This is a genomic window from Salinactinospora qingdaonensis (assembly GCF_039539445.1).
Classification (GTDB): Bacteria; Actinomycetota; Actinomycetes; order Streptosporangiales; family Streptosporangiaceae; genus Salinactinospora; species Salinactinospora qingdaonensis.
Window position 1 is genome coordinate 140,680 of record NZ_BAABDD010000010.1, and the last position, 18,231, is coordinate 158,910.

Genomic DNA, 18,231 nt, shown 5'->3' on the forward strand with positions numbered 1-18,231 from the left:
CATGGAGATCGACAGCGGCAACACCGCATGGGTGCTTGCCTGCGCCGCCCTAGTGATGCTTATGACCCCTGGGCTGGCCTTCTTCTACGGAGGAATGTCGCGGGCCAAGAGCGTCCTCAACATGATGCTGATGAGCTTCGCGAGCATCGCGATCGTCAGCGTCCTGTGGGTGGTTATCGGTTACTCCCTTACTTTCGGGGGCGGCTCTGGTGCCCTCTCTCCCATCATCGGCGGTCTCGACACCCTCGGCCTGAGCGGACTCATCAGCACCGGCACCGACGGCCTTCCCGACTTGGCCTTCGCCGGCTTCCAGATGATGTTCGCCGTCATCACCGTTGCCCTGATCAGCGGCGCCATCGCCGACCGTGCCAAGTTCGGCGCCTGGCTGCTCTTCGTCCCGCTGTGGTCCCTGCTGGTCTACTTCCCCGTGGCCCACTGGGTCTGGGGCGGCGGCTGGATCGCTGATCTTGAGATCGGCGGCAGCGCCGTTATCGACTTCGCCGGTGGTACTGCCGTTCACATCAACGCCGGCGCCGCCGCACTGGCCCTGACCCTCGTGCTGGGTCGTCGCCAGGGCTTTGGCACCGAGTCGATGCGTCCGCACAACCTGCCGTTCGTCCTGCTCGGTGCCGCCCTGCTGTGGTTCGGCTGGTTCGGCTTCAACGCCGGCTCCGGTCTGGCCGCCGACGGCACCGCCTCCCTGGCCCTGGTCAACACCCAGGTCGCCACCGCCGCCGCCACCGCTGCCTGGATGCTCGTCGAGCGGCTGCGCTACGGCAAGGTCACCGCACTTGGCTTCGCCTCCGGCGCCATCGCCGGTCTGGTCGCGATCACCCCGGCCGCGGCCTCGCTGACTCCCATCGGCTCCGTCATCCTCGGCCTGATCGCCGGTGCCATCTGCGCCTACGCGATTAGCTGGAAGTTCAAGTTCGGCTATGACGACGCCCTCGACGTCGTGGGCATCCACATGGTCGGCGGCATCATCGGCTCCCTGGGCATCGGCCTCCTCGCCTCCTCGCTCGTCGGGGAGGAGGCTCCCAACGGCCTCTTCTACGGCGGCAGCTTCACCCTGCTGGCCGTGCAGGCGGTGGCCGTGGTCGTCGTTATGATCTACTCCTTCGTTGCCTCCTGGATCATCGCCAAGGTCATCGACCTGATCATGGGCTTCCGTATCCCCGAGCACGTCGAGACCAACGGTCTGGACCACGAGGTCCACTCCGAGACCGCTTACGCCTTCGACGAGCTGGACGAGACGGAAGCGGAGCTCTCCTCGCCGACGCCTCCGGGCGAGGAGAAGCCCTCGCAGCAGGCGCGGCTCTAACGCCCTCAACGCTGCGGGCGTTGGTCCACGCCAGGTACGCGGCGAGGGCCGTTGGGCCGGCGGGTTTCCCGCCGGCCCACATCGTGTCCGGGGTCGGTGCGACGCAGCTCCTTCCCCGGGCACGGTCCCCGGCCGGGCCGGTAGGCGCCCCGAGCCCGGCCGTAACTCCCCACGCGCCAATGTGATATCCATCACTCGCACTTACCGGTTCGGTTGCCGCGCCGCGAGGTTGATGTCGAGCTGCCACCGGCTGCGTTGACTCCCACCGGCACCCCCGTCACAGTACGGTGAGCGGCTGAAACCCGTTCTGGATCTATGGTTGCGCCACGTGGCGACCTGGGCATTAGCTACGCTTAGCCGCCAGCGAGGTATTCACCTCAAATCTCCCGATTCTCGTGGGCGGTCTCTAGGGGCCCGGCGCGCCGAGCGCGAACATTTCGCAGCCCACCTGGAGCCTGCGCCCGGCCCAAAGCGTCGAACCGTCCAGCACGCTCCCCTTACGTTTCGTCCCTATGGCAGGGGCCAGGAGGCACGATGGCGCCGGTAGCATCCACAACGCAGCGAATAAGGGCCAGGCGAGCCCCGCGCCCTCACCGACGATCTCGCGTCGTCGCCCTCGCCGTGGCTTCACTCACCCTGGTGAGCACGGGGTGCGCCCTCGATCTGAGTCACCTTCGCCCCGGCGGTTCGGACCCCTCACCCTCACCCTCACCTTCCCCCACCTCGTTCGCAGCCCAGCCGCTCCTGGACTCCTCGCTTTCACAGCTCGCAGAACTCAGCGCGGTCCACCTCCAGGGTCAGTTCGCCGGCCCCGACGGCGCCCCCAACGAGACCGACCTCACCGTCACAGACTCCGGCGCCGTCTCCGGCACCATGCGCATCGCCGAGACCGACGTCAGCGTGGTGCAAGCCGATAGCCAGCTCTACCTTTCGGCCGCCGACAACTTCTGGCTCACCCAGCCGCTGTACAACCCCGACGCCAACACCTACGTCGACCACTGGGTGCGCGTCAGGACCGAACTTCTCGGTTTCGACCCGCAGGCGGCGCTGACCCCCGCCAAGCTCGCCGAGAGCCTTAAGAACATGCCCGCCCAAGGCGATGCCACGCGGGAGCGGCTCTCCGGAACCCGTGCCTACCGGGTTGAGCTCTCCGACGCCACGGTGTGGCTCGCCGAGGAGGAGCCCCACCGGCTGCTGCGAGTGGAGGCCGAGGCGCTCGCCTCCACCGGCGAGGGCGGCGATACGGCCGGCGCTTCCGTGCGGGCCGCCGTCAACGTCGAGGAGCCGGCCACGGAAGACGTCCAGCAGCTCTACGACGACATGGCCACCACCGCCAAGGACGAATTCGGCAGCGCCCGCGACGCCCGCATCGAGATCCAAAGCGAGGGCGCCGACGAGCTGTACTGCGAGACGGGCGGACAGTGCACCCTGACCGCCTCGGTAACCGATATCTCCAGTTGGGAGTCTTCCGGTTCGGTGCTGGTGCGGATGGATGCCACCTTCACCAACGATTCGTTGGGAGAGAAGAGCTGCCATGTCACCGAGTCCCTGGAAGCCGGGGGCTCCGTCGATTTGGCGTGTGCCATCGACTACGCCCTAGAGCCCAGCACCGACCCCACGACCTACGAGATTCAGGCTCGGCCCAAGCTTTCGACCCGTGCCCTGGGCGGCAACGCCAAGGACGAACTCGTCGCTAGCATTGAGAAGCAGCGTGAGGCCACCCTGAGTGGGGAGGAACCGTCGGCCAGTTCCAGTCCGTCCGTCGGCTGACGGCTCAACGGGCCAGCGGTGGCCCGGTCGTGCGACCCGGGTCACCGGCGCCGGCGAGCATTGGGCGGGCCGGGCCTTCCGGCAGGTAGCCTAGAAAGCCAATCCCGAGATGAAGGACGGGACACACTCGTGTTCGAGACGCTTTCCGACCGGCTCACATCCGTCTTCTCCTCGCTCAAGGGCAAGGGACGCCTGTCAGAGGAGGACATCGCCACCACTGCGCGCGAGATCCGCCTCGCCCTGCTGGAGGCCGATGTTGCGTTGCCTGTGGTGCGCGAGTTCATCGCCCACATTAAGGAACGGGCGCGCGGTGAAGAGGTCTCCAAGGCCCTCAACCCTGCCCAGCAGGTCATCAAGATCGTCAATGAGGAACTCATCGCCGTCCTCGGCGGTGAGACGCGCGAGATCCGCTTCGCCAAACGGCCGCCCACCGTCATCATGCTCGCCGGCCTGCAAGGGTCCGGTAAGACCACGCTCGCGGGCAAGCTGGCCAAGTGGCTCGTCGCCGAACGCAACACACCGCTGCTCGTGGCCGCCGACCTACAGCGCCCCAACGCCGTCACCCAGTTGCAAGTGGTGGGGGAGCGCGCCGGCACGCAGGTGTTCGCGCCCCAGCCCGGCAACGGTGTTGGTGATCCGGTCGAGGTCGCTCGGGAATCCATCGAACACGCCCGTCGCAACAACCACAACGTCGTCATCATCGACACCGCGGGTCGCCTGGGTGTCGACGACGAGATGATGCAGCAGGCCGCCGACATCCGCGACGCCGTCACTCCCGACGAGATCCTCTTCGTCGTCGACGCCATGATCGGTCAGGATGCCGTCAACACCGCGCAGGCCTTCCTCGACGGTGTCGGCTACGACGGGGTCGTCCTCACCAAGCTCGACGGCGACGCCCGCGGCGGTGCCGCGCTGTCGATCCGTCACATCACCGGCCGGCCGATCATGTTCGCCTCCACAGGGGAGAAACTGGAGGACTTCGACGTCTTCCACCCCGATCGGATGGCCTCGCGCATCCTCGATATGGGCGACATGCTCTCGCTCATCGAGCAGGCCCAGCGCACGTTCGACGAGGCTGAGGTCGAGCGGATGGCCGGTTCGCTGACCTCTGAGGACGACTTCACCCTTGAGGATTTCCTCGAACAGATGCAGATGGTGCGCAAGCTCGGCCCCATCGGCAATCTGTTGGGGATGATGCCCGGCATGGGGCAGATGCGCGATCAGATCAGCAACGTCGACGACAAGGATCTCGACCGGATCACCGCGCTCATCCGCTCCATGACCCCCGAGGAGCGCCGCAACCCCAAGATCATCAACGGGTCGCGGCGGCTGCGCATCGCCAACGGGTCCGGCACTCAGGTCAGCGACGTCAACGGGCTGGTCACCCGCTTCTTCGAGGCGCAGAAGATGCTGCGCAAGATGAAGGACGGCTCCTTCCCCGGGATGCCGGGGATGCCCGGGGCCGGTGGCGGGGGCGGTGGCCGCAAGAAGGCGGCCAAGCCCGCCGCCAAGAAGAAGAACAAGGGCAAGCAGCGCAGCGGCAACCCTATGAAGGCCAAGGAGCAGGAGGCGGCTAAGGCTGCCGAGCGCCAGCGTCGCCGCGAGGAGGGGACCGACGAGCAGGACTCCTCGGGACTTCCCCCCGGTTTCGGCGGTGGTTCCGGTGCTCAAGGCTCTTCGCAGCAGCTCCCGCCGGGGTTCGGCGGCGGGAAGATGCCCGACCTCTCCGGTTTCAAGATCCCGAAGAAGTAGGCACCCCCGGGCCGTGGTGCCGTGCTGCAAGGCGCCCGAGTGTCAAGGTTGGGTAAGACCCGCCGAACGTTGGTAGTTGGCGCTGGTCCGCTCGAATTCTCTGGCACAATTGAAACGCGACTAACGATGTGCGGGTCGGCCCTCTACTTATCCGCACATCCACGTCCCCGCTCCGGTAGCGGGCCGCAACCCCACACGGCACGCGCTGGGGCATCAGGCTGTAATCGGGAGAAGACCACAACAGTGGCTGTCAAGATCAAGCTCAAGCGTATGGGGAAGATCCGTACGCCGCAGTACCGCATCATCATCGCTGACGCCCGCAACAAGCGCGATGGCAAGGCCATCGAGGAGATCGGGAAGTACCACCCGAAAGAGGAGCCCAGCTTCATCGAGGTGAACTCCGAACGGGCACAGTACTGGCTGTCCGTGGGGGCACAGCCCACCGTTCCGGTGCAAAAGATCCTTCGGCTTACCGGCGACTGGCAGAAGTTCAAGGGGCTGCCTGCACCGCCGCCGCTCAAGGTCGCCGAGCCCCGGGACAAGGAAGCTGAGGAAGCCGCGTTCCAGGCTGTTCTGAAGGAACTCGTGCTGCCCGACAACGAGAGCAAGGGCAAGGCCAAGAAGTCGGACAAGGCTGACAGTAAGGCTGAGCAGGCCGAACAGGCCGCCGCGTCCGACAGCGAGCCGGCCGAAGCCGCGGCGGAGAAGTCCGAGGGCGAGGCATAACGTGCTGGAAGAGGCGCTTGAGCACCTCGTCAAGGGGATCGTCCACAACCCCGACGATGTCCAGGTGCGAGCCCGCAGGCTCCGCAAGGGCAAGGTGCTCGAAGTTCGGGTCCACCCCGATGACTTGGGGAAGGTCATCGGCCGCAATGGCCGTACCGCCAAGGCGCTGCGTACCGTCATCGGTTCGCTGGCCGGCGGGCGCTATGTGCGCGTCGACCTGCTGGACCTGCACGAAGTGCGCTGACCTCACCGCCGCCGCCCCTTGGCGGCGGCCTCCCTTCCTCCGTCCCGCCCGGTGCGGGCACGGGAGACGGGTGCGCCGCGACGTCCCAAAACGTAACGCAGGCCAACCGCGCGGGCGGGCTGTGCCCCGTCCGCGCGTGCTGTTTCGGCGGGCCTGACGCTGACGAGGAGGAAACGATGCGTCTCGTCGTCGGCCATGTGGGCCGGGCACACGGCATCCGCGGCGATGTGGCCGTGGATGTGCGTACCGACGACCCGGATCAGCGGTTCGCCCCGGGATCGGTCCTGCTTACCGACCCCGAAAGCGCGGGACCGCTGACCGTGTCCGCCACACGCACGCACGCGGGCCGGCTGCTCGTCAGGTTCGCCTCAGTGCGCGACCGTACTGCTGCCGAAGGGCTGCGTGGCGTGACGCTTTTCGTGGAATCCGCCGACATCGACTCGCTGCCCGACCCTGACGAATTCCACGACCACGAACTCCTCGGGTTGAGCGTGCGCACCACGGCGGGCCAGCGTGTCGGTGACGTCGAGGACGTGCTCCACTATGCCCAGGACGTCCTTCTCATCAGAGCCGACGACGGCGCGGAGGTACTGGTGCCCTTCGTCCGTGCCCTCGTTCCCGAAGTCGACACCGCCGCCGGTCAGCTCGTCATCGACCCGCCTCCCGGCCTCGTCGACCTTGGCCGCTGAGCCGAGACGGCACCCCGTGCCGTTCCCCTCGCCTCGATGGCGCGCCGCGCTGAGATCGCCGCGCACCATGACCGGAGATCCCCGTAGCCGACCCGCTATAGCCTTGGGCACGGTGGTGGTGCCCTCGCCGAGCCGCTCGGTCCCTGTCCCGCACGACGTCGTTGCCCCGCCATGTCGACCGGCCGGTCCGGCGCGGTCAGGTCTTCGGCGAAACCGGTAAGCCTCATGCGTATCGACATCATCTCTATCTTTCCCGACTACTTCGCGCCACTGGATCTTTCCCTGATCGGCAAGGCGCGTGCCGCTGACATCCTCGACGTCTGCGTGCACGACCTGCGCTCCTGGACACACGACCGGCACAACACCGTCGACGACACTCCCTATGGCGGGGGGCCGGGCATGGTGATGAAGCCGCAGCCGTGGGGGGAAGCTCTCGATGAGATCACCGCCCGTGACGACGTGGTAACCGCTGATACCGGCGAGTCTGCCGTGGCGGCCAGCGGCGTCGAGGACACGGGGAAGGCCTCGGAGCGGCCGAGCGGGCCCCGGCTCATCCTCCCCACCCCCAGTGGCGTGCCGTTCACCCAGGCCCACGCTCTCCGGCTTTCGCAGGAACCCTGGCTTATCTTCGCCTGCGGGCGCTACGAGGGCATCGACAGCCGTGTCCTGGCCGATGCCGCCACCCGGATGCCGGTCGAGGAGATCAGTATCGGCGACTACGTTCTCGGTGGGGGAGAGGTGGCGACGCTGGTCATGGTGGAGACCGTTGCCCGCCTGCTTCCGGGCGTGCTGGGCAACGCCCAATCGGTGGCGGAGGACTCCTTCGCGCCGGGCGCGATGGACAACCTGTTGGAAGGGCCCGTCTACACCAAGCCGGCCTCCTGGCGCGGTCTGGACGTGCCCCCCGTGCTGCTCTCGGGCGACCATGGGGCCGTCGACCGTTGGCGTCGCGACGAGGCACTGCGCAGGACGGTTCGCACCCGTCCCGATCTGCTGGAACGGATTGACCCCGCCCACCTCGACGAGCGTGACCGTGAGGTCATCGCCGCGGCCTGGTTACAGGTCGCCGCTGAATCTATGGCAGACTAGATGAGTTGCCGTTGCCGTTCGTCTCTGCTCGCGCGCCGTCGTTGTGTCGACAGTGCCGCCCAACCAGAGACACGCCACTGGGGCAACCGATCCGAACCCAGCAGATCCGCCCGCGCGAACCGCAATGTCCGTCGCCGCGGCGCGCAACCGACGAGGAACCGCTGAGATGCACACTGCTATTCAGGAGCTTGAGAAGGCTCAGCTTCGCTCTGACATTCCCGACTTCCGTCCGGGCGACACCCTCAATGTTCACGTGCGGGTGACGGAAGGTAACCGGTCCCGGGTTCAGGTCTTCAAGGGTGTGGTCATCCGCCGCCACGGGGGCGGCAACCGCGAGACCTTCACCGTTCGCAAGATCAGCTACGGCGTGGGTGTGGAGCGCACGTTCCCCGTGCACACTCCGGCGATCGACAAGATCGAGGTGGTGATGCGGGGTCGTGTCCGCCGCGCCAAGCTCTACTACCTGCGGAACCTGCGCGGCAAGGCCGCTCGTATCCCGGAGCGTCGCTAGCCCTGCTGCCCTCGGGTTCTCGGTTGCCCTTGTTGCGCCTCGGAACTCCAGCCGCCGTCTACCGGAAATCCAAATCGGTGTGGCCTGAGGATGCGTCTTTACGGGCGTCCGATCCCGGGCTCGGCTAGGCTTCAGTGCCGATGAGCAATGACGATGTGGAGTCTCGCGATGACGAGACCCGTGGTGCCCGTGGCAATGCCCCCCAGTTCGATGAGGACAATCCGACTGACGGCACTGGCTCTCCCATGGCAACCCGTGGGAGAGCCAGTGGTGTTTCGCCGGCCGCCTCGGGGGAGGACGCTGCCACCGATGAGGGAGAGGGCACCGCGGCTGCGCGAGCCGAAAGTGACGACAGCGCCGCAAGTGGTGACTCCGACGGGGATGCTGCTACCGGCACGAGTCCGGAGGGCACCATGAACGCGAAGAAAGAGGGAAAAAACGCCAAGAAGCAAGGCTCGTTCTGGAAAGAACTGCCCGTTCTGGTCGTTATAGCCCTTGTGTTGGCGTTCATCATTCAAACCTGGGTGGTGCAGGCCTTCTACATCCCCTCCACCTCGATGGAGAACACGCTTCTCGTTGGTGACCGCGTTCTTGTCAACAAACTCGTCTACGAGGTGCGGGACTTCGAACGCGGCGACATCGTCGTTTTCAACGGCAGCGGCTCATGGGACGAAGAGAACACCGTCCAGATCGAGGAACCCTCCAACCCCATCTCCCAGGGGTTCACATGGGTCAGCCAGCGGCTCGGGTTGGCTCCCTCCGGCAAGGACTACATCAAGCGCATCATCGGCTTGCCCGGCGACACCGTTGAATGCTGTGACAGCGAGAATCGACTGATCGTCAACGGCGAATCGATCGACGAACCCTACCTCTACCCCGACAGCCTCGCCACGCACCAAAGCTTCGGGCCTGTCGAGGTGCCGGAAGGGCGGCTGTGGGTGATGGGCGACCACCGCTCGATCTCCTACGACTCCCGCCGCCACCAAAACGATCCAGGGGGCGGGTCGATCGGTGAGGACGCCGTGGTCGGCCGAGCCTTTGTGGTCCTGTGGCCCTTCGACCACTTCCAGGTGCTGTCGGTGCCCGAGACGTTCTCGGAGCTGAATCAAGCGAGCGCTGCCTCCGCGGCTGCTGCGCCGCTCGGTCTCGGTTTCGCTGCGGCTGTCCCGCTCCACCTAGCCGGCCGACGCGCATGGCATCGTTACGGATCTCGTCGGGCGAGCATGTCCGTAGAGTAGTCGGTCAGGGTCTGTGACATGGCGCTCCGCCACTCAGCCGCTGCCACATCTACCCTTAAGTAGTTGACAGATGCATCATTATAGGAGCGGGGGAACCGCGCGCCCCCGCTGACCGACACAGAGGCGCTGTCCGGGCGGATGGGGAGACCGACCCGCGGGTAACAAGTCCACGAGGAAAGCGAGCGGTTGAATGAGTTCTGAGGACTTGGAGAAGTACGAAGCCGAGATGGAGCTCCAGCTCTATCGCGAATACCGTGACGTCGTCGGGCTCTTCAGCTACGTGGTGGAGACCGAGCGCCGCTTCTACCTCACCAACCACATCGATATGGTGCCCAGGTCAACCGAGACAGGGGAGATGTATTTCGAGGTCACGATGCAAGATGCCTGGGTGTGGGACATGTACCGCCCGGCTCGCTTCGTGAAGAACGTTCGCGTGGTGACGTTCAAGGACGTCAATGTCGAAGAAATCACAAAGAGCGATCTCGAAGTTCCTGCCACGGGAAGCCCGGACTCTTGATATAGCGGTTCCCCAGGGGCCGGGGCGCTGACGCCGTAGCAGTTCAAAAAATAAAATCCGGCGGATTACTATTCCATTCGGTAACCATTCCAGTGGACATAGCCGAACCTCCCCACACGGGGGACGATTCATTTCCGACAGGTTCAACATTTCGCCCATATATTGTCCGGAACCGCCCGAGCCGCGTTGCCTGAGGTCTCCCAGGCGCGCCCCACTACGCAGCTCGGGCGGTTCCGTTGTGTAAGCACGGTCGGCCCTCTCGGACGCCGCTGTCCACGGGCGCTACGACGCCGTTAGTTCACCGTCGTCAACAGTGGCGACCGTGACCGGCGCCGCCTCCCCGCTGTCGTCTCGGTCGCCCGCCGCCCCGCCGTTCGGGCTGTCATCGTTCCGGGAGTCGCCCCGCCGCAGCGTCTCTGCGACTCGTGCAGCCGATGTTCCCAGACCTGTGGGCCGTGAGGGAACCTCCTTCTGCGCCGCCCCGGTCCGGCTGCCCCGGAGTTCTTCTTCGGTGTAGCGACCGCAGCGGCGGTGCCACTCCAGAATTCCCGACATCCAGTCTTTGAGTTCGTCGGCATGGCGAGTGAGCATCGTGCGGGCATCCTCGTCGAGATCGAACTCCTCGAACATGTTCGGCAACTCGACAGCGACGATGTGCTCGAACTGCTCCATCCGCGCCCGCATCAGATTGGCCACGATGTCGCGCGCCCGCCACCGGTCCACGCCAAGGAAGTTCTCGACGACCAGCACTATGTTGTGGAGCTCACCCTCGAACTCCACCTCTTTTTGGTAGGAGAACAGGTCGTTGGTGAAGCAGGCGTAGTCCTGTGCCGCGGTTTCCAGCTCCCGCAACGTCCGGGTCTGGTAAATCCCGGCGGGGACTTCGTCGGAGCGAGCGAGGCGCGCCAGACTGATCGTCATGTCCGATCCGAACGTTTTGCGACGCATCTCGATGTAGTCGATGGGGTCGGGCACGTTGTGCTGTGCCTGGTTGTTCAGTTCCCACAACCAGCTCGCCGTCATATCCTCCACGGCGGTGCGGAACTGCCGCCGAGCAGAAGAGGTCATCGGCCCCGCTGTGCGTTGCCACAGGTCCGCCAGCCCGCGCTCGATCGGGTTTGTCGGTTCCGGTGTGGGGCCGAGGTCCAGGGGCATGAAGGCCGACAGCCGGTCGTTGCACACCTTGGCCGCCGCCAGGTTGCGGCTCGCGCCGAATACCACCGGGAAGTAGTCGTCGCCGTAGGTGCCCCAAGCCAACCAGTCTGAGGACAGGTTGAGCTGTTCGGCGCTCGCGTCGGCGTGGATCATCGAAGCGCAGTGAGCGAAGTCGAAGATGACGAAACGCCGCTCGTCCCACACTCCGCCGACCTCCACCCCGGGCACCGAGTCGAACATCCCCATCCGGCGGGCCCACTCGACCCCGTGACGCCGCGCTGCGTCCAGGTGCGGGCTCATACGCAGTGTGTAGGGCATGTACAGCTCGGGCAGCGTGAGGTGGCCGACCGGTGCGAACACCGGCTGGGAGTGCTGCCGGGACCGTTGCCGCAGTCCCAGGGCGACGGTGGAGAACGCCGGCCTGAGGGCCGAGGTACCCAGGCCGGTCGGGCCACTGAGCCCGCCCGAAGGGCGGGTGGCGGCCCGGTCGTTCATGTACCGGCTCGACCTGGCGTGCCACTCGTGGCCACCGGCCTGCCAGTCCTGGAGTCCTTTGACGTAGCCGGCCACTCCCAACTGCTCGTGTGGGGCCACGGCGTAGTCGGTGAACAGCCCGGAGACCTCGCCCAGCGCCGTGTTCTCGAATTGGATCAGCCGGGAGGTCAGTAGGTCGTTGACCAGGTCAGCCGCTTCCTGGGTGGAGCAGTCGAAGAACCGCTCGAACACCAGGACCGCGTTGGAGTTCTCGCCTTCCTCTCGGACCTCGCGCTGGTAGGAGAACAGGTCGTTACGCAAGTGCACCGCGTCGGAGAACGTGTCTCTGAGGACCCGCATCGGCCTGGTCTCGGCGATGCGGTCGGGGATCTCAGCGCCAACGGCGACCTCGACGAGGTTGGCCGACCATGGCGCGCCCCCGACCCGGCGCCGCATCTGGATGTACTCGATCGGGTTGGCGATGCGCTCGCGGTTGATGTTGTCCAGTTCCCACATCGACTCCACCATCAGGTTGTGCGTGCTGAGGGTGAAGCGCTGCCGCCAATCCGTCGACATCATCGGGATGGTGCGTTGCCACAGGTCGTTGAGTCCCCGTTCGGCCGGGTTCTCCGGCTCTGGTGGCTCCTCGTCCTCGGCGACCATGAACAGTTCGAGGCGGTCGAGGTAGGCCTGTGCGCTTTGCAGATCGCGGGAGTACTTGAACTGCTCCAAGAAGTGGTCGTCGAAGAAGAACACCCAGACGTACCAGTCGGTGATCAGATCGAGCATGGGCCCGTCGCAGTCCGGGTGCGTGTAGGCACACATCAGCGCATAGTCCATGCTGGCCAGCGCCGCCTCGTCCCAGACGAGACCGCCGTCAGGGGTAGGGGAATCGAGCATTCCCATCTGGCGGGCCCATTCCATGCTGTGGGCGCGCGAACGCTCGACATGGGGGTTGAGCCTAGCCGGATGCGGTAGGTAGAAGTCGGGCAGCGTGAAGGCTTCCATGAGCGTGTTTGGTCTCCTCAGGGACTGAGAAATGTGCTTTGCGAATGTTATCGATGATTGTTGGAGGTTAGTGCCCGTTTTCTGAAAACGCAGGTTGAGCGCCCCTGGCCGCACGGGGGCTACAGCGTGCCCTGGCAGCGGCGTTCCGGAACGCGGTAGCCGCCACTTCGTTTTATGTCTGGCCCGCTAACGCGGGATCGTGACAAGCATTAAGAAATAATCAGAACAAATTCAAAATATGTAATTGCTTTGTCTGTTTTGGGGTTTTTATCTCTAATGTGAAGTATGCCGGGTGTGGGGAGTGTCGGCGATAAGGCCCGGCAGCAGGCGCTGTGCAGCAGAGAGAGGCGGCGGGAGGCGCTCTGGGACCGGCATCCTCCATGTCGAGGCCCGAGAGGCCGGCTGCGACGACCGGGCAAGCTGGCTACCCTACAACCGCGTTTTCGTTTCCCCTCCTGCCGTCCTTGGGAACAGTCCTTCGCGCCTGCCCCGGCAGAGAGCGCTCTGGCCGTCGCACAGGTCGGTCTCAGCGACCTAACCACACCGATTGATGGAGCGAGATGAGCGAGCCGGTCGAGATTCCCGCGTTCCCTTCACCGCTGCGGTGGCTCAACCAGCCGGAGTCCTGGGCGATTCTCGGCGAGGACACCCTGGTCATCAGCGCAGGCGGCGGCACCGACCTGTTCACCGACCCCGACGGCAGCGCCCAGCACGCCCAAGCCCCGGCACTTGTCGGCCGGCTGTCCGGGGACTTCACGCTGAGCGCGCGGGTCAGGCTCGACCTCGAATCCGCCTTCGACGCCGCCGTCCTGCTGCTCTACACCGACGACACCACGTGGGCGAAGCTGTGCCTGGAATCCTCCCCCCAGGGCCGCCCGACGATCGTGTCCGTAGTCACGCGGGGGGTGTCCGACGACTGCAACTCCTTCGCGGTGGCGGGCCCGGACGTCGAACTGCGGATCTCGCGCCTTGGCTCTGTCTACGCCTTCCACGCGCGCACCGATGCCGACTCCTGGGACCTCATCCGTTACTTTGCACTCGACGGCGATCCGGAGGTGGGCTTCCTCGCCCAGAGCCCGCTCGGCGAGGGCCGCACCGTCCGCTTCGAGGACATCCGCTACTCACCACACCGCCTCACCGACGTGCGTAGCGGCGAGTAAGCCGACACCTCGCCGGAACACTCCGGTATACGTGCGCGAACCTCCCCCGCTCTCGGACAGGGGAGTGGAATGGGGATGTTCCCACCTTCGCGCAGCGGGTAGCGGCGAGGAGAGTCCCCTGCCAGCCGGGAGAGTCGCCTGAGGGCGGGGACGACACGACGGCATGAGGGAGGAGACCGTTGAGCGAGGAACAGCACGATCAGTCCCGTCAGCCCGGTTCCGATGCCGCACGGGCCGATCGAACGGAGGAAGAGTCGCTGTCGGCCGCACCGCAAGGGCAGCGGGGACAGCTCGCGGTGCGCCGCAACGAGGAACTTGGACACCTGGGGGCCGTGTCCGAGCTGCCGGTGGGCCCCGAGCCCTCCGCCCGCTCCCAGGCACCGGTCCCTCCAGCGCGCCTAAGCGGCGGCGTGCCCGCCGCGGCTGCGCCCACTGACGCGCCCGCGGTCGAGGCGGCCGGCGGCGACCCCGAGCACACCGACGTGTGGAACGTCAGGCGGGTGGCCAACGCGGTCCAGGGCCGGCCCGACGGGGAGGTCGACCCCCGTCCCAACCAGCCGGCGACCGGGACCGACACTCCTTAACAGTCACTCCCGCGCGGCGGCCCAAGGCTCACCAGCCCCGGCCCAGGACGCGGCAGCCTCGCCTGAGTCAGAGCCTCTCGGGGGGCGGACGTCCGGCCCTGGAGCCGCTGCGGCCCGGTCGCCTCGCAGGGCCCGCGGGGGACCGGCTGCGGCCCAGAGTACGCCGTCGGCCCGTGCCGCCGGCCCCGGGCACAATCGGGGCGTCCCGGCCGCCCTGCCCGCCTTGTCCAGGGACTCGGCCCTATCTCGGCGGTGGGGCCGCCATGATCACCGCGAGTGTTGTGGCGCGGTGGACATCGGGTTGCGAGCATCGCCGAACGGCGACACCGGCGATAATCGAGAGCCCCCGCACGCACCCTACGCCTCGGGCGTTCGAAGAACAGAGCCCAGTGGCGATGCGCAACCAAGGGGTCGGGTTATCCACAGCCGTTGAATCGTCGTGGCTGTGGGTAATGCTCCTGCTCCACTGTGAAGGTGGAGGTGATGGAGGTGGCACACCCAACGACCCCGCGGTGGGCCCAGACGCTGGGGCGGCGCGGCGAGGAGATCGCCGCCGGCTACCTGCGGGAAGAGGGCATGCGCATCCTGGCGCGCAACTGGCGTTGCCGTGACGGTGAGATCGACATCGTGGCGCGCTGGGGCGCGACCCTGGTCGTGGCCGAGGTCAAGACCCGCGCGTGCACCCGCTTCGGGAGCCCGCTCGAAGCGGTCACCGTAGCCAAGCGAACGCGGTTGCGGCGCCTTGCGCGCAACTGGAGCGCCGCCCAACGTCGCCCCGTTCCACAGCGGGTGCGGGTCGACGTGGTCTCGGTGCTGCTGGCGCGAGACGGCTGCTGGTATGTCAACCACCATCGGGGGGTGGCCTAGATGGGGCTCGCGCGCACCCGCTCCACCGCTCTGGTGGGGGTCGAGGGCCACATGGTGGAGGTCGAGGCCCATCTCGGTGACGGCCCGCCGGGGCTCACGCTGGTCGGCCTGCCTGACACCGCGCTTCGCGAGGCCCGCGACCGCATCCGGGCCGCCGTGGTCAACAGCGGCGAGCACTGGCCCGAGGGCCATATCACCGTCAGTCTCTCGCCCGCGAGTCTGCCCAAGCGCGGCAGCGGCTTCGATCTCGCCATCGCCGCCGCGATCCTCGCGGCCAGTGGAGCCCTGCCGGTCGAAGGGCTCCACGACTGTGTGCTACTCGCCGAACTCGGCCTCGACGGTCGCACCCGCTCGGTGCGGGGAGTGCTGCCGGCGGTGTTGGCAGGGGTGCGATGCGGACACACGCGCTTCGTCGTCGCCGGCGGTGACGTCGCCGAGGCTCGGCTGGTCCCCGAAGCCGACGTCGTGGCTGCGCGTTCGCTGGCAGAGCTGTTGGCGTGGCTGCGCGGCCTGCCCACACCTGAGGACGACGGGCTCGACCACGACCTCGACGACGATCTCCCCACCAGCGACGAGGAATCCCGCCCCCGCCCCGATCTCGCCGACGTCCTCGGCCAGCCGGTCGCTCGTCGAGCCGTCGAGATCGCCGCTGCCGGCGGGCACAACGTTTTCCTCGTGGGACCGCCCGGCACCGGGAAGAGTCTGCTGGCTGCCCGCCTGCCGACCGTGTTGCCCGCATTGACCAAAGCGCAGTCCTTGGAGACCACGGCGATCCACTCCATCGCCGGAACGCTGCCCCGCAGTACCCCGCTCATCACCGACCCCCCGTTTTGCGACCCCCACCACACCGCGACCAGAGCGGCGATCGTGGGCGGCGGCACGAGCGTGCTGCGCCCCGGCTACGTGTCCCTGGCCAACAATGGCGTCCTCTTCATCGACGAGGCGCCCGAGTTCGGCCGCGGGGTTCTGGACTCACTGCGCCAGCCGCTGGAGACGGGGGAGGTGGTTGTATCGCGCTCGGCCGCCACGGCCCGGTTTCCCGCGCGGTTCCTGTTTGTCATGGCTGCCAACCCCTGTCCGTGCGGCAAGCCCGCCAAGGGGTGCGCCTGCCCCTCCCCGGTGCGGCGCCGTTACCTCAGCCGGCTGTCGGGGCCGTTACTCGACCGAGTCGACCTCAAAGTGGAGCTGTACCCGGTCAGCAGGGCCGAACTCCTGGCTGACCAGGCATTCGCGGAATCGTCGAGTGTCGTGGCTGAGCGCGTGCGCCAAGCGCGGGAGCGCGCCGCTAAGCGGCTGTCGGGCACGCCGTGGCGCACCAACGCCGAGATCCCGGGGGCGGAGCTGCGGCGGCGTTTCCCGGTGGGAGAGGAAGCGTTGCGGGTGCTCGCCGGCGCGCTGGAACGCGGGGAGATCAGCGCGCGGGGAGTCGATCGGGTGCTACGAGTGTCCTGGAGCCTAGCCGACCTTGCCGGGCGTTCCCGCCCCGTTGCCGACGACACCGGTTATGCGTTCGCGCTGTGGTCCGGGACGGCGCGGTGAGCGGGGGCGCGACACCGTCCCACCCGACGGCCGAAACGGTGGCCCGTGCGTGTCTCACCGCCGTGGCCAGCCCCGGCGACCCGGCCATGGGGCGTGCCATCGCCACCCACGGCGCCGTGGCTGTCTGGCGCGCGGTCCGCGAGGAACGCCCCTTGGCGGCCCCGTCCGAGCGTGACGCCTCCGGTTTCGCCGTGCGGCTTCGGCGCTGGCGGGCCCGCGCCCAAAGGGTCGACGGCGAGGCACTGTTGGCACGGGCCGACGATCTCGGGGTGCGCGTCGCCGTGCCCGGTGACCCGGAATGGCCGCGCCAACTCGACGACCTCGCCGAGGCCCGCCCCTATGCCCTCTGGATGCGGGGAGCGCGGGATCTACGCCATTGTTGCCTGCGCTCGGTGGCGGTCGTCGGCTCCCGGGCCGCGTCCAGCTATGGTCTGCACGCCACAGGCGAGCTGTGCTATGCGCTGGCCGAGCGGGGATGGGTCACGGTCTCCGGCGGAGCCTACGGTATCGACGGCGCCGCCCACCGTGCGGCGCTGACCGGGGGCGCGGCCACGGTGGCCGTGCTCGCCTGCGGGCTCGACGTCGCCTATCCGCGCGGCCACGAGAACTTGTTCGCTGACGTCGGATCTGCTGGGGTTCTCGTCACCGAGCATCCCCCCGGAACCCTGCCGTCGCGCCACGCCTTCCTCGTCCGCAACCGTCTTATCGCCGCCCTCACCCCCGGCACCGTCGTGGTCGAAGCAGGGCCGCGTAGCGGCGCCCTCAACACCGCCTCGCACGCGCGGGAACTGTGCCGCACGCTCATGGCGGTCCCCGGGCCGGTCACGTCAGCCCTGTCGAGCGGGTGCCATCGGCTGTTGCGCGACTTCCAAGCCGTGTGCGTCACCGAGGCCGCCGACGTCATTGAGCAGGTCGGCCAGATCGGTGCCGACCTGCGTCCACAGACAGCCACCGTGCTCGACCCAGCCGAACTCGACGAGCTGTCGCGCCGCGTGTTAGCGGCATTGCCGCAGCGCACAACGGTAGGCACGGCTACCGTTGCCGCCGCGGCTGAGGTCGACCTCGACACAGCCTTACGTACGCTGGGAGTCCTAGCCGCGGGTGGGTTCGTCGAGCGCGGCGAGACGGGGTGGCGGGCACGCTCGGCTCCGTGATCCCCCGGGGATGACGGTAGGTCCGGATAAGGTGGCGTCATGAGCAAGGGCCATAGCCCGGCTGCCCTCGCTGCGGGGCCGCTGGTCTTCGTCTCGGGGCAGGTCCCCGAAGCCGCCGACGGCGAGGTCGCCGAGGGCGATGCCGCCGAGCAGACCCGGCAGATCTTTCGAAACACCAGCGCGGTCTTAGCCGAGTACGGCGCCGAGCTGCACGACCTCGTCAAGCTCACCTACTATCTGCGCCATATCACCGACCTGGCTGTCGTGCAGGCCGCAGTGGCGCAGCTCCTGGTGCCGCCGTGCCGCCCCGCGAGCACCCTGGTAGAGGTGAGCGGGCTCATCGACACCCGCTATCTGCTTGAGATCGACGCCATAGCCGTGGCACCACACCAGGGTGGGGGCCGCGAGCAGTGACCGCAGCAGAACCATCGCC

The 18,231-nt window shown here is 67.2% G+C and carries 17 protein-coding genes; 16 read left to right on the forward strand and 1 reads right to left on the reverse strand.

What is annotated here, in order from left to right; all coding sequences use genetic code 11:
• Position 1: 1 nt before the first annotated feature.
• The 10 genes from ABD848_RS13035 (at position 2) to ABD848_RS13080 (ending at position 9,857) form a co-directional block, all read left to right on the forward strand.
• Positions 2-1,321 carry an ammonium transporter gene (locus ABD848_RS13035; RefSeq protein ID WP_344971455.1) on the forward strand — a complete coding sequence of 440 codons (1,320 nt, stop codon included), beginning with the start codon at positions 2-4 and terminating at the stop codon, positions 1,319-1,321.
• A gap of 639 nt (positions 1,322-1,960) precedes the next feature.
• On the forward strand, positions 1,961-3,091 hold the full coding sequence (locus tag ABD848_RS13040) for a LolA-like protein (protein ID WP_344971457.1): 1,131 nt from the start codon (positions 1,961-1,963) through the stop codon (positions 3,089-3,091).
• A gap of 129 nt (positions 3,092-3,220) precedes the next feature.
• Positions 3,221-4,843 (forward strand): signal recognition particle protein, encoded by a 1,623-nt coding sequence (gene ffh, locus ABD848_RS13045; RefSeq protein WP_344971459.1) that lies wholly within the window; start codon positions 3,221-3,223, stop codon positions 4,841-4,843.
• Positions 4,844-5,086: 243 nt separating this feature from the next.
• Complete coding sequence (rpsP, locus tag ABD848_RS13050) at positions 5,087-5,569, forward strand: 30S ribosomal protein S16 (protein WP_344971460.1); 483 nt, start codon at positions 5,087-5,089, stop codon at positions 5,567-5,569.
• Between the two features lies 1 nt (position 5,570).
• Positions 5,571-5,813, forward strand: coding sequence for an RNA-binding protein (locus ABD848_RS13055; RefSeq protein WP_344971461.1), 243 nt, complete (start codon positions 5,571-5,573; stop codon positions 5,811-5,813).
• 176 nt (positions 5,814-5,989) lie between these two features.
• Positions 5,990-6,502 (forward strand): ribosome maturation factor RimM, encoded by a 513-nt coding sequence (gene rimM, locus ABD848_RS13060; protein WP_344971463.1) that lies wholly within the window; start codon positions 5,990-5,992, stop codon positions 6,500-6,502.
• Between the two features lie 225 nt (positions 6,503-6,727).
• Positions 6,728-7,591 carry a tRNA (guanosine(37)-N1)-methyltransferase TrmD gene (trmD, locus tag ABD848_RS13065; protein WP_344971465.1) on the forward strand — a complete coding sequence of 288 codons (864 nt, stop codon included), beginning with the start codon at positions 6,728-6,730 and terminating at the stop codon, positions 7,589-7,591.
• Positions 7,592-7,757: 166 nt separating this feature from the next.
• Complete coding sequence (gene rplS / locus ABD848_RS13070; RefSeq protein WP_344971467.1) at positions 7,758-8,102, forward strand: 50S ribosomal protein L19; 345 nt, start codon at positions 7,758-7,760, stop codon at positions 8,100-8,102.
• Positions 8,103-8,242: 140 nt separating this feature from the next.
• Entirely contained in the window at positions 8,243-9,340 is a 1,098-nt protein-coding gene (gene lepB, locus ABD848_RS13075; RefSeq protein ID WP_344971469.1) for a signal peptidase I, read from the forward strand.
• Between the two features lie 190 nt (positions 9,341-9,530).
• On the forward strand, positions 9,531-9,857 hold the full coding sequence (locus ABD848_RS13080) for a DUF2469 domain-containing protein (RefSeq protein WP_344971471.1): 327 nt from the start codon (positions 9,531-9,533) through the stop codon (positions 9,855-9,857).
• Positions 9,858-10,139: 282 nt separating this feature from the next.
• Here ABD848_RS13080 and ABD848_RS13085 read toward each other — a convergent pair whose 3' ends face one another.
• Positions 10,140-12,494 (reverse strand): family 2 encapsulin nanocompartment cargo protein terpene cyclase, encoded by a 2,355-nt coding sequence (locus tag ABD848_RS13085; protein WP_344971473.1) that lies wholly within the window; start codon positions 12,492-12,494, stop codon positions 10,140-10,142.
• Between the two features lie 560 nt (positions 12,495-13,054).
• Between ABD848_RS13085 and ABD848_RS13090 the strand changes: the two genes are divergently transcribed.
• From ABD848_RS13090 to ABD848_RS13115, 6 genes are all read left to right on the forward strand, one after another.
• Complete coding sequence (locus ABD848_RS13090; protein ID WP_344971475.1) at positions 13,055-13,654, forward strand: DUF1349 domain-containing protein; 600 nt, start codon at positions 13,055-13,057, stop codon at positions 13,652-13,654.
• 179 nt (positions 13,655-13,833) lie between these two features.
• Complete coding sequence (locus ABD848_RS13095) at positions 13,834-14,238, forward strand: hypothetical protein (RefSeq protein ID WP_344971477.1); 405 nt, start codon at positions 13,834-13,836, stop codon at positions 14,236-14,238.
• A gap of 489 nt (positions 14,239-14,727) precedes the next feature.
• Positions 14,728-15,105, forward strand: coding sequence for a YraN family protein (locus ABD848_RS13100; protein WP_344971479.1), 378 nt, complete (start codon positions 14,728-14,730; stop codon positions 15,103-15,105).
• Positions 15,106-16,644 carry a YifB family Mg chelatase-like AAA ATPase gene (locus ABD848_RS13105; RefSeq protein ID WP_344971481.1) on the forward strand — a complete coding sequence of 513 codons (1,539 nt, stop codon included), beginning with the start codon at positions 15,106-15,108 and terminating at the stop codon, positions 16,642-16,644.
• Between the two features lie 38 nt (positions 16,645-16,682).
• Entirely contained in the window at positions 16,683-17,798 is a 1,116-nt protein-coding gene (gene dprA, locus ABD848_RS13110) for a DNA-processing protein DprA (RefSeq protein WP_425567527.1), read from the forward strand.
• Positions 17,799-17,837: 39 nt separating this feature from the next.
• Positions 17,838-18,212 (forward strand): RidA family protein, encoded by a 375-nt coding sequence (locus tag ABD848_RS13115; RefSeq protein ID WP_344971483.1) that lies wholly within the window; start codon positions 17,838-17,840, stop codon positions 18,210-18,212.
• Positions 18,213-18,231 lie beyond the last annotated feature (19 nt).

Coding starts and splice junctions, on each gene's coding strand:
- rimM (WP_344971463.1), top strand. CDS start 5,990: ATGCGTCTCGTCGTCGGCCATGTGGGCCGGGCACACGGCATCCGCGGC.
- ABD848_RS13085 (WP_344971473.1), bottom strand. CDS start 12,494: ATGGAAGCCTTCACGCTGCCCGACTTCTACCTACCGCATCCGGCTAGG.
- rplS (WP_344971467.1), top strand. CDS start 7,758: ATGCACACTGCTATTCAGGAGCTTGAGAAGGCTCAGCTTCGCTCTGAC.
- ABD848_RS13080 (WP_344971471.1), top strand. CDS start 9,531: ATGAGTTCTGAGGACTTGGAGAAGTACGAAGCCGAGATGGAGCTCCAG.
- ABD848_RS13115 (WP_344971483.1), top strand. CDS start 17,838: ATGAGCAAGGGCCATAGCCCGGCTGCCCTCGCTGCGGGGCCGCTGGTC.
- ABD848_RS13105 (WP_344971481.1), top strand. CDS start 15,106: ATGGGGCTCGCGCGCACCCGCTCCACCGCTCTGGTGGGGGTCGAGGGC.
- ABD848_RS13090 (WP_344971475.1), top strand. CDS start 13,055: ATGAGCGAGCCGGTCGAGATTCCCGCGTTCCCTTCACCGCTGCGGTGG.
- lepB (WP_344971469.1), top strand. CDS start 8,243: ATGAGCAATGACGATGTGGAGTCTCGCGATGACGAGACCCGTGGTGCC.
- ABD848_RS13035 (WP_344971455.1), top strand. CDS start 2: ATGGAGATCGACAGCGGCAACACCGCATGGGTGCTTGCCTGCGCCGCC.
- trmD (WP_344971465.1), top strand. CDS start 6,728: ATGCGTATCGACATCATCTCTATCTTTCCCGACTACTTCGCGCCACTG.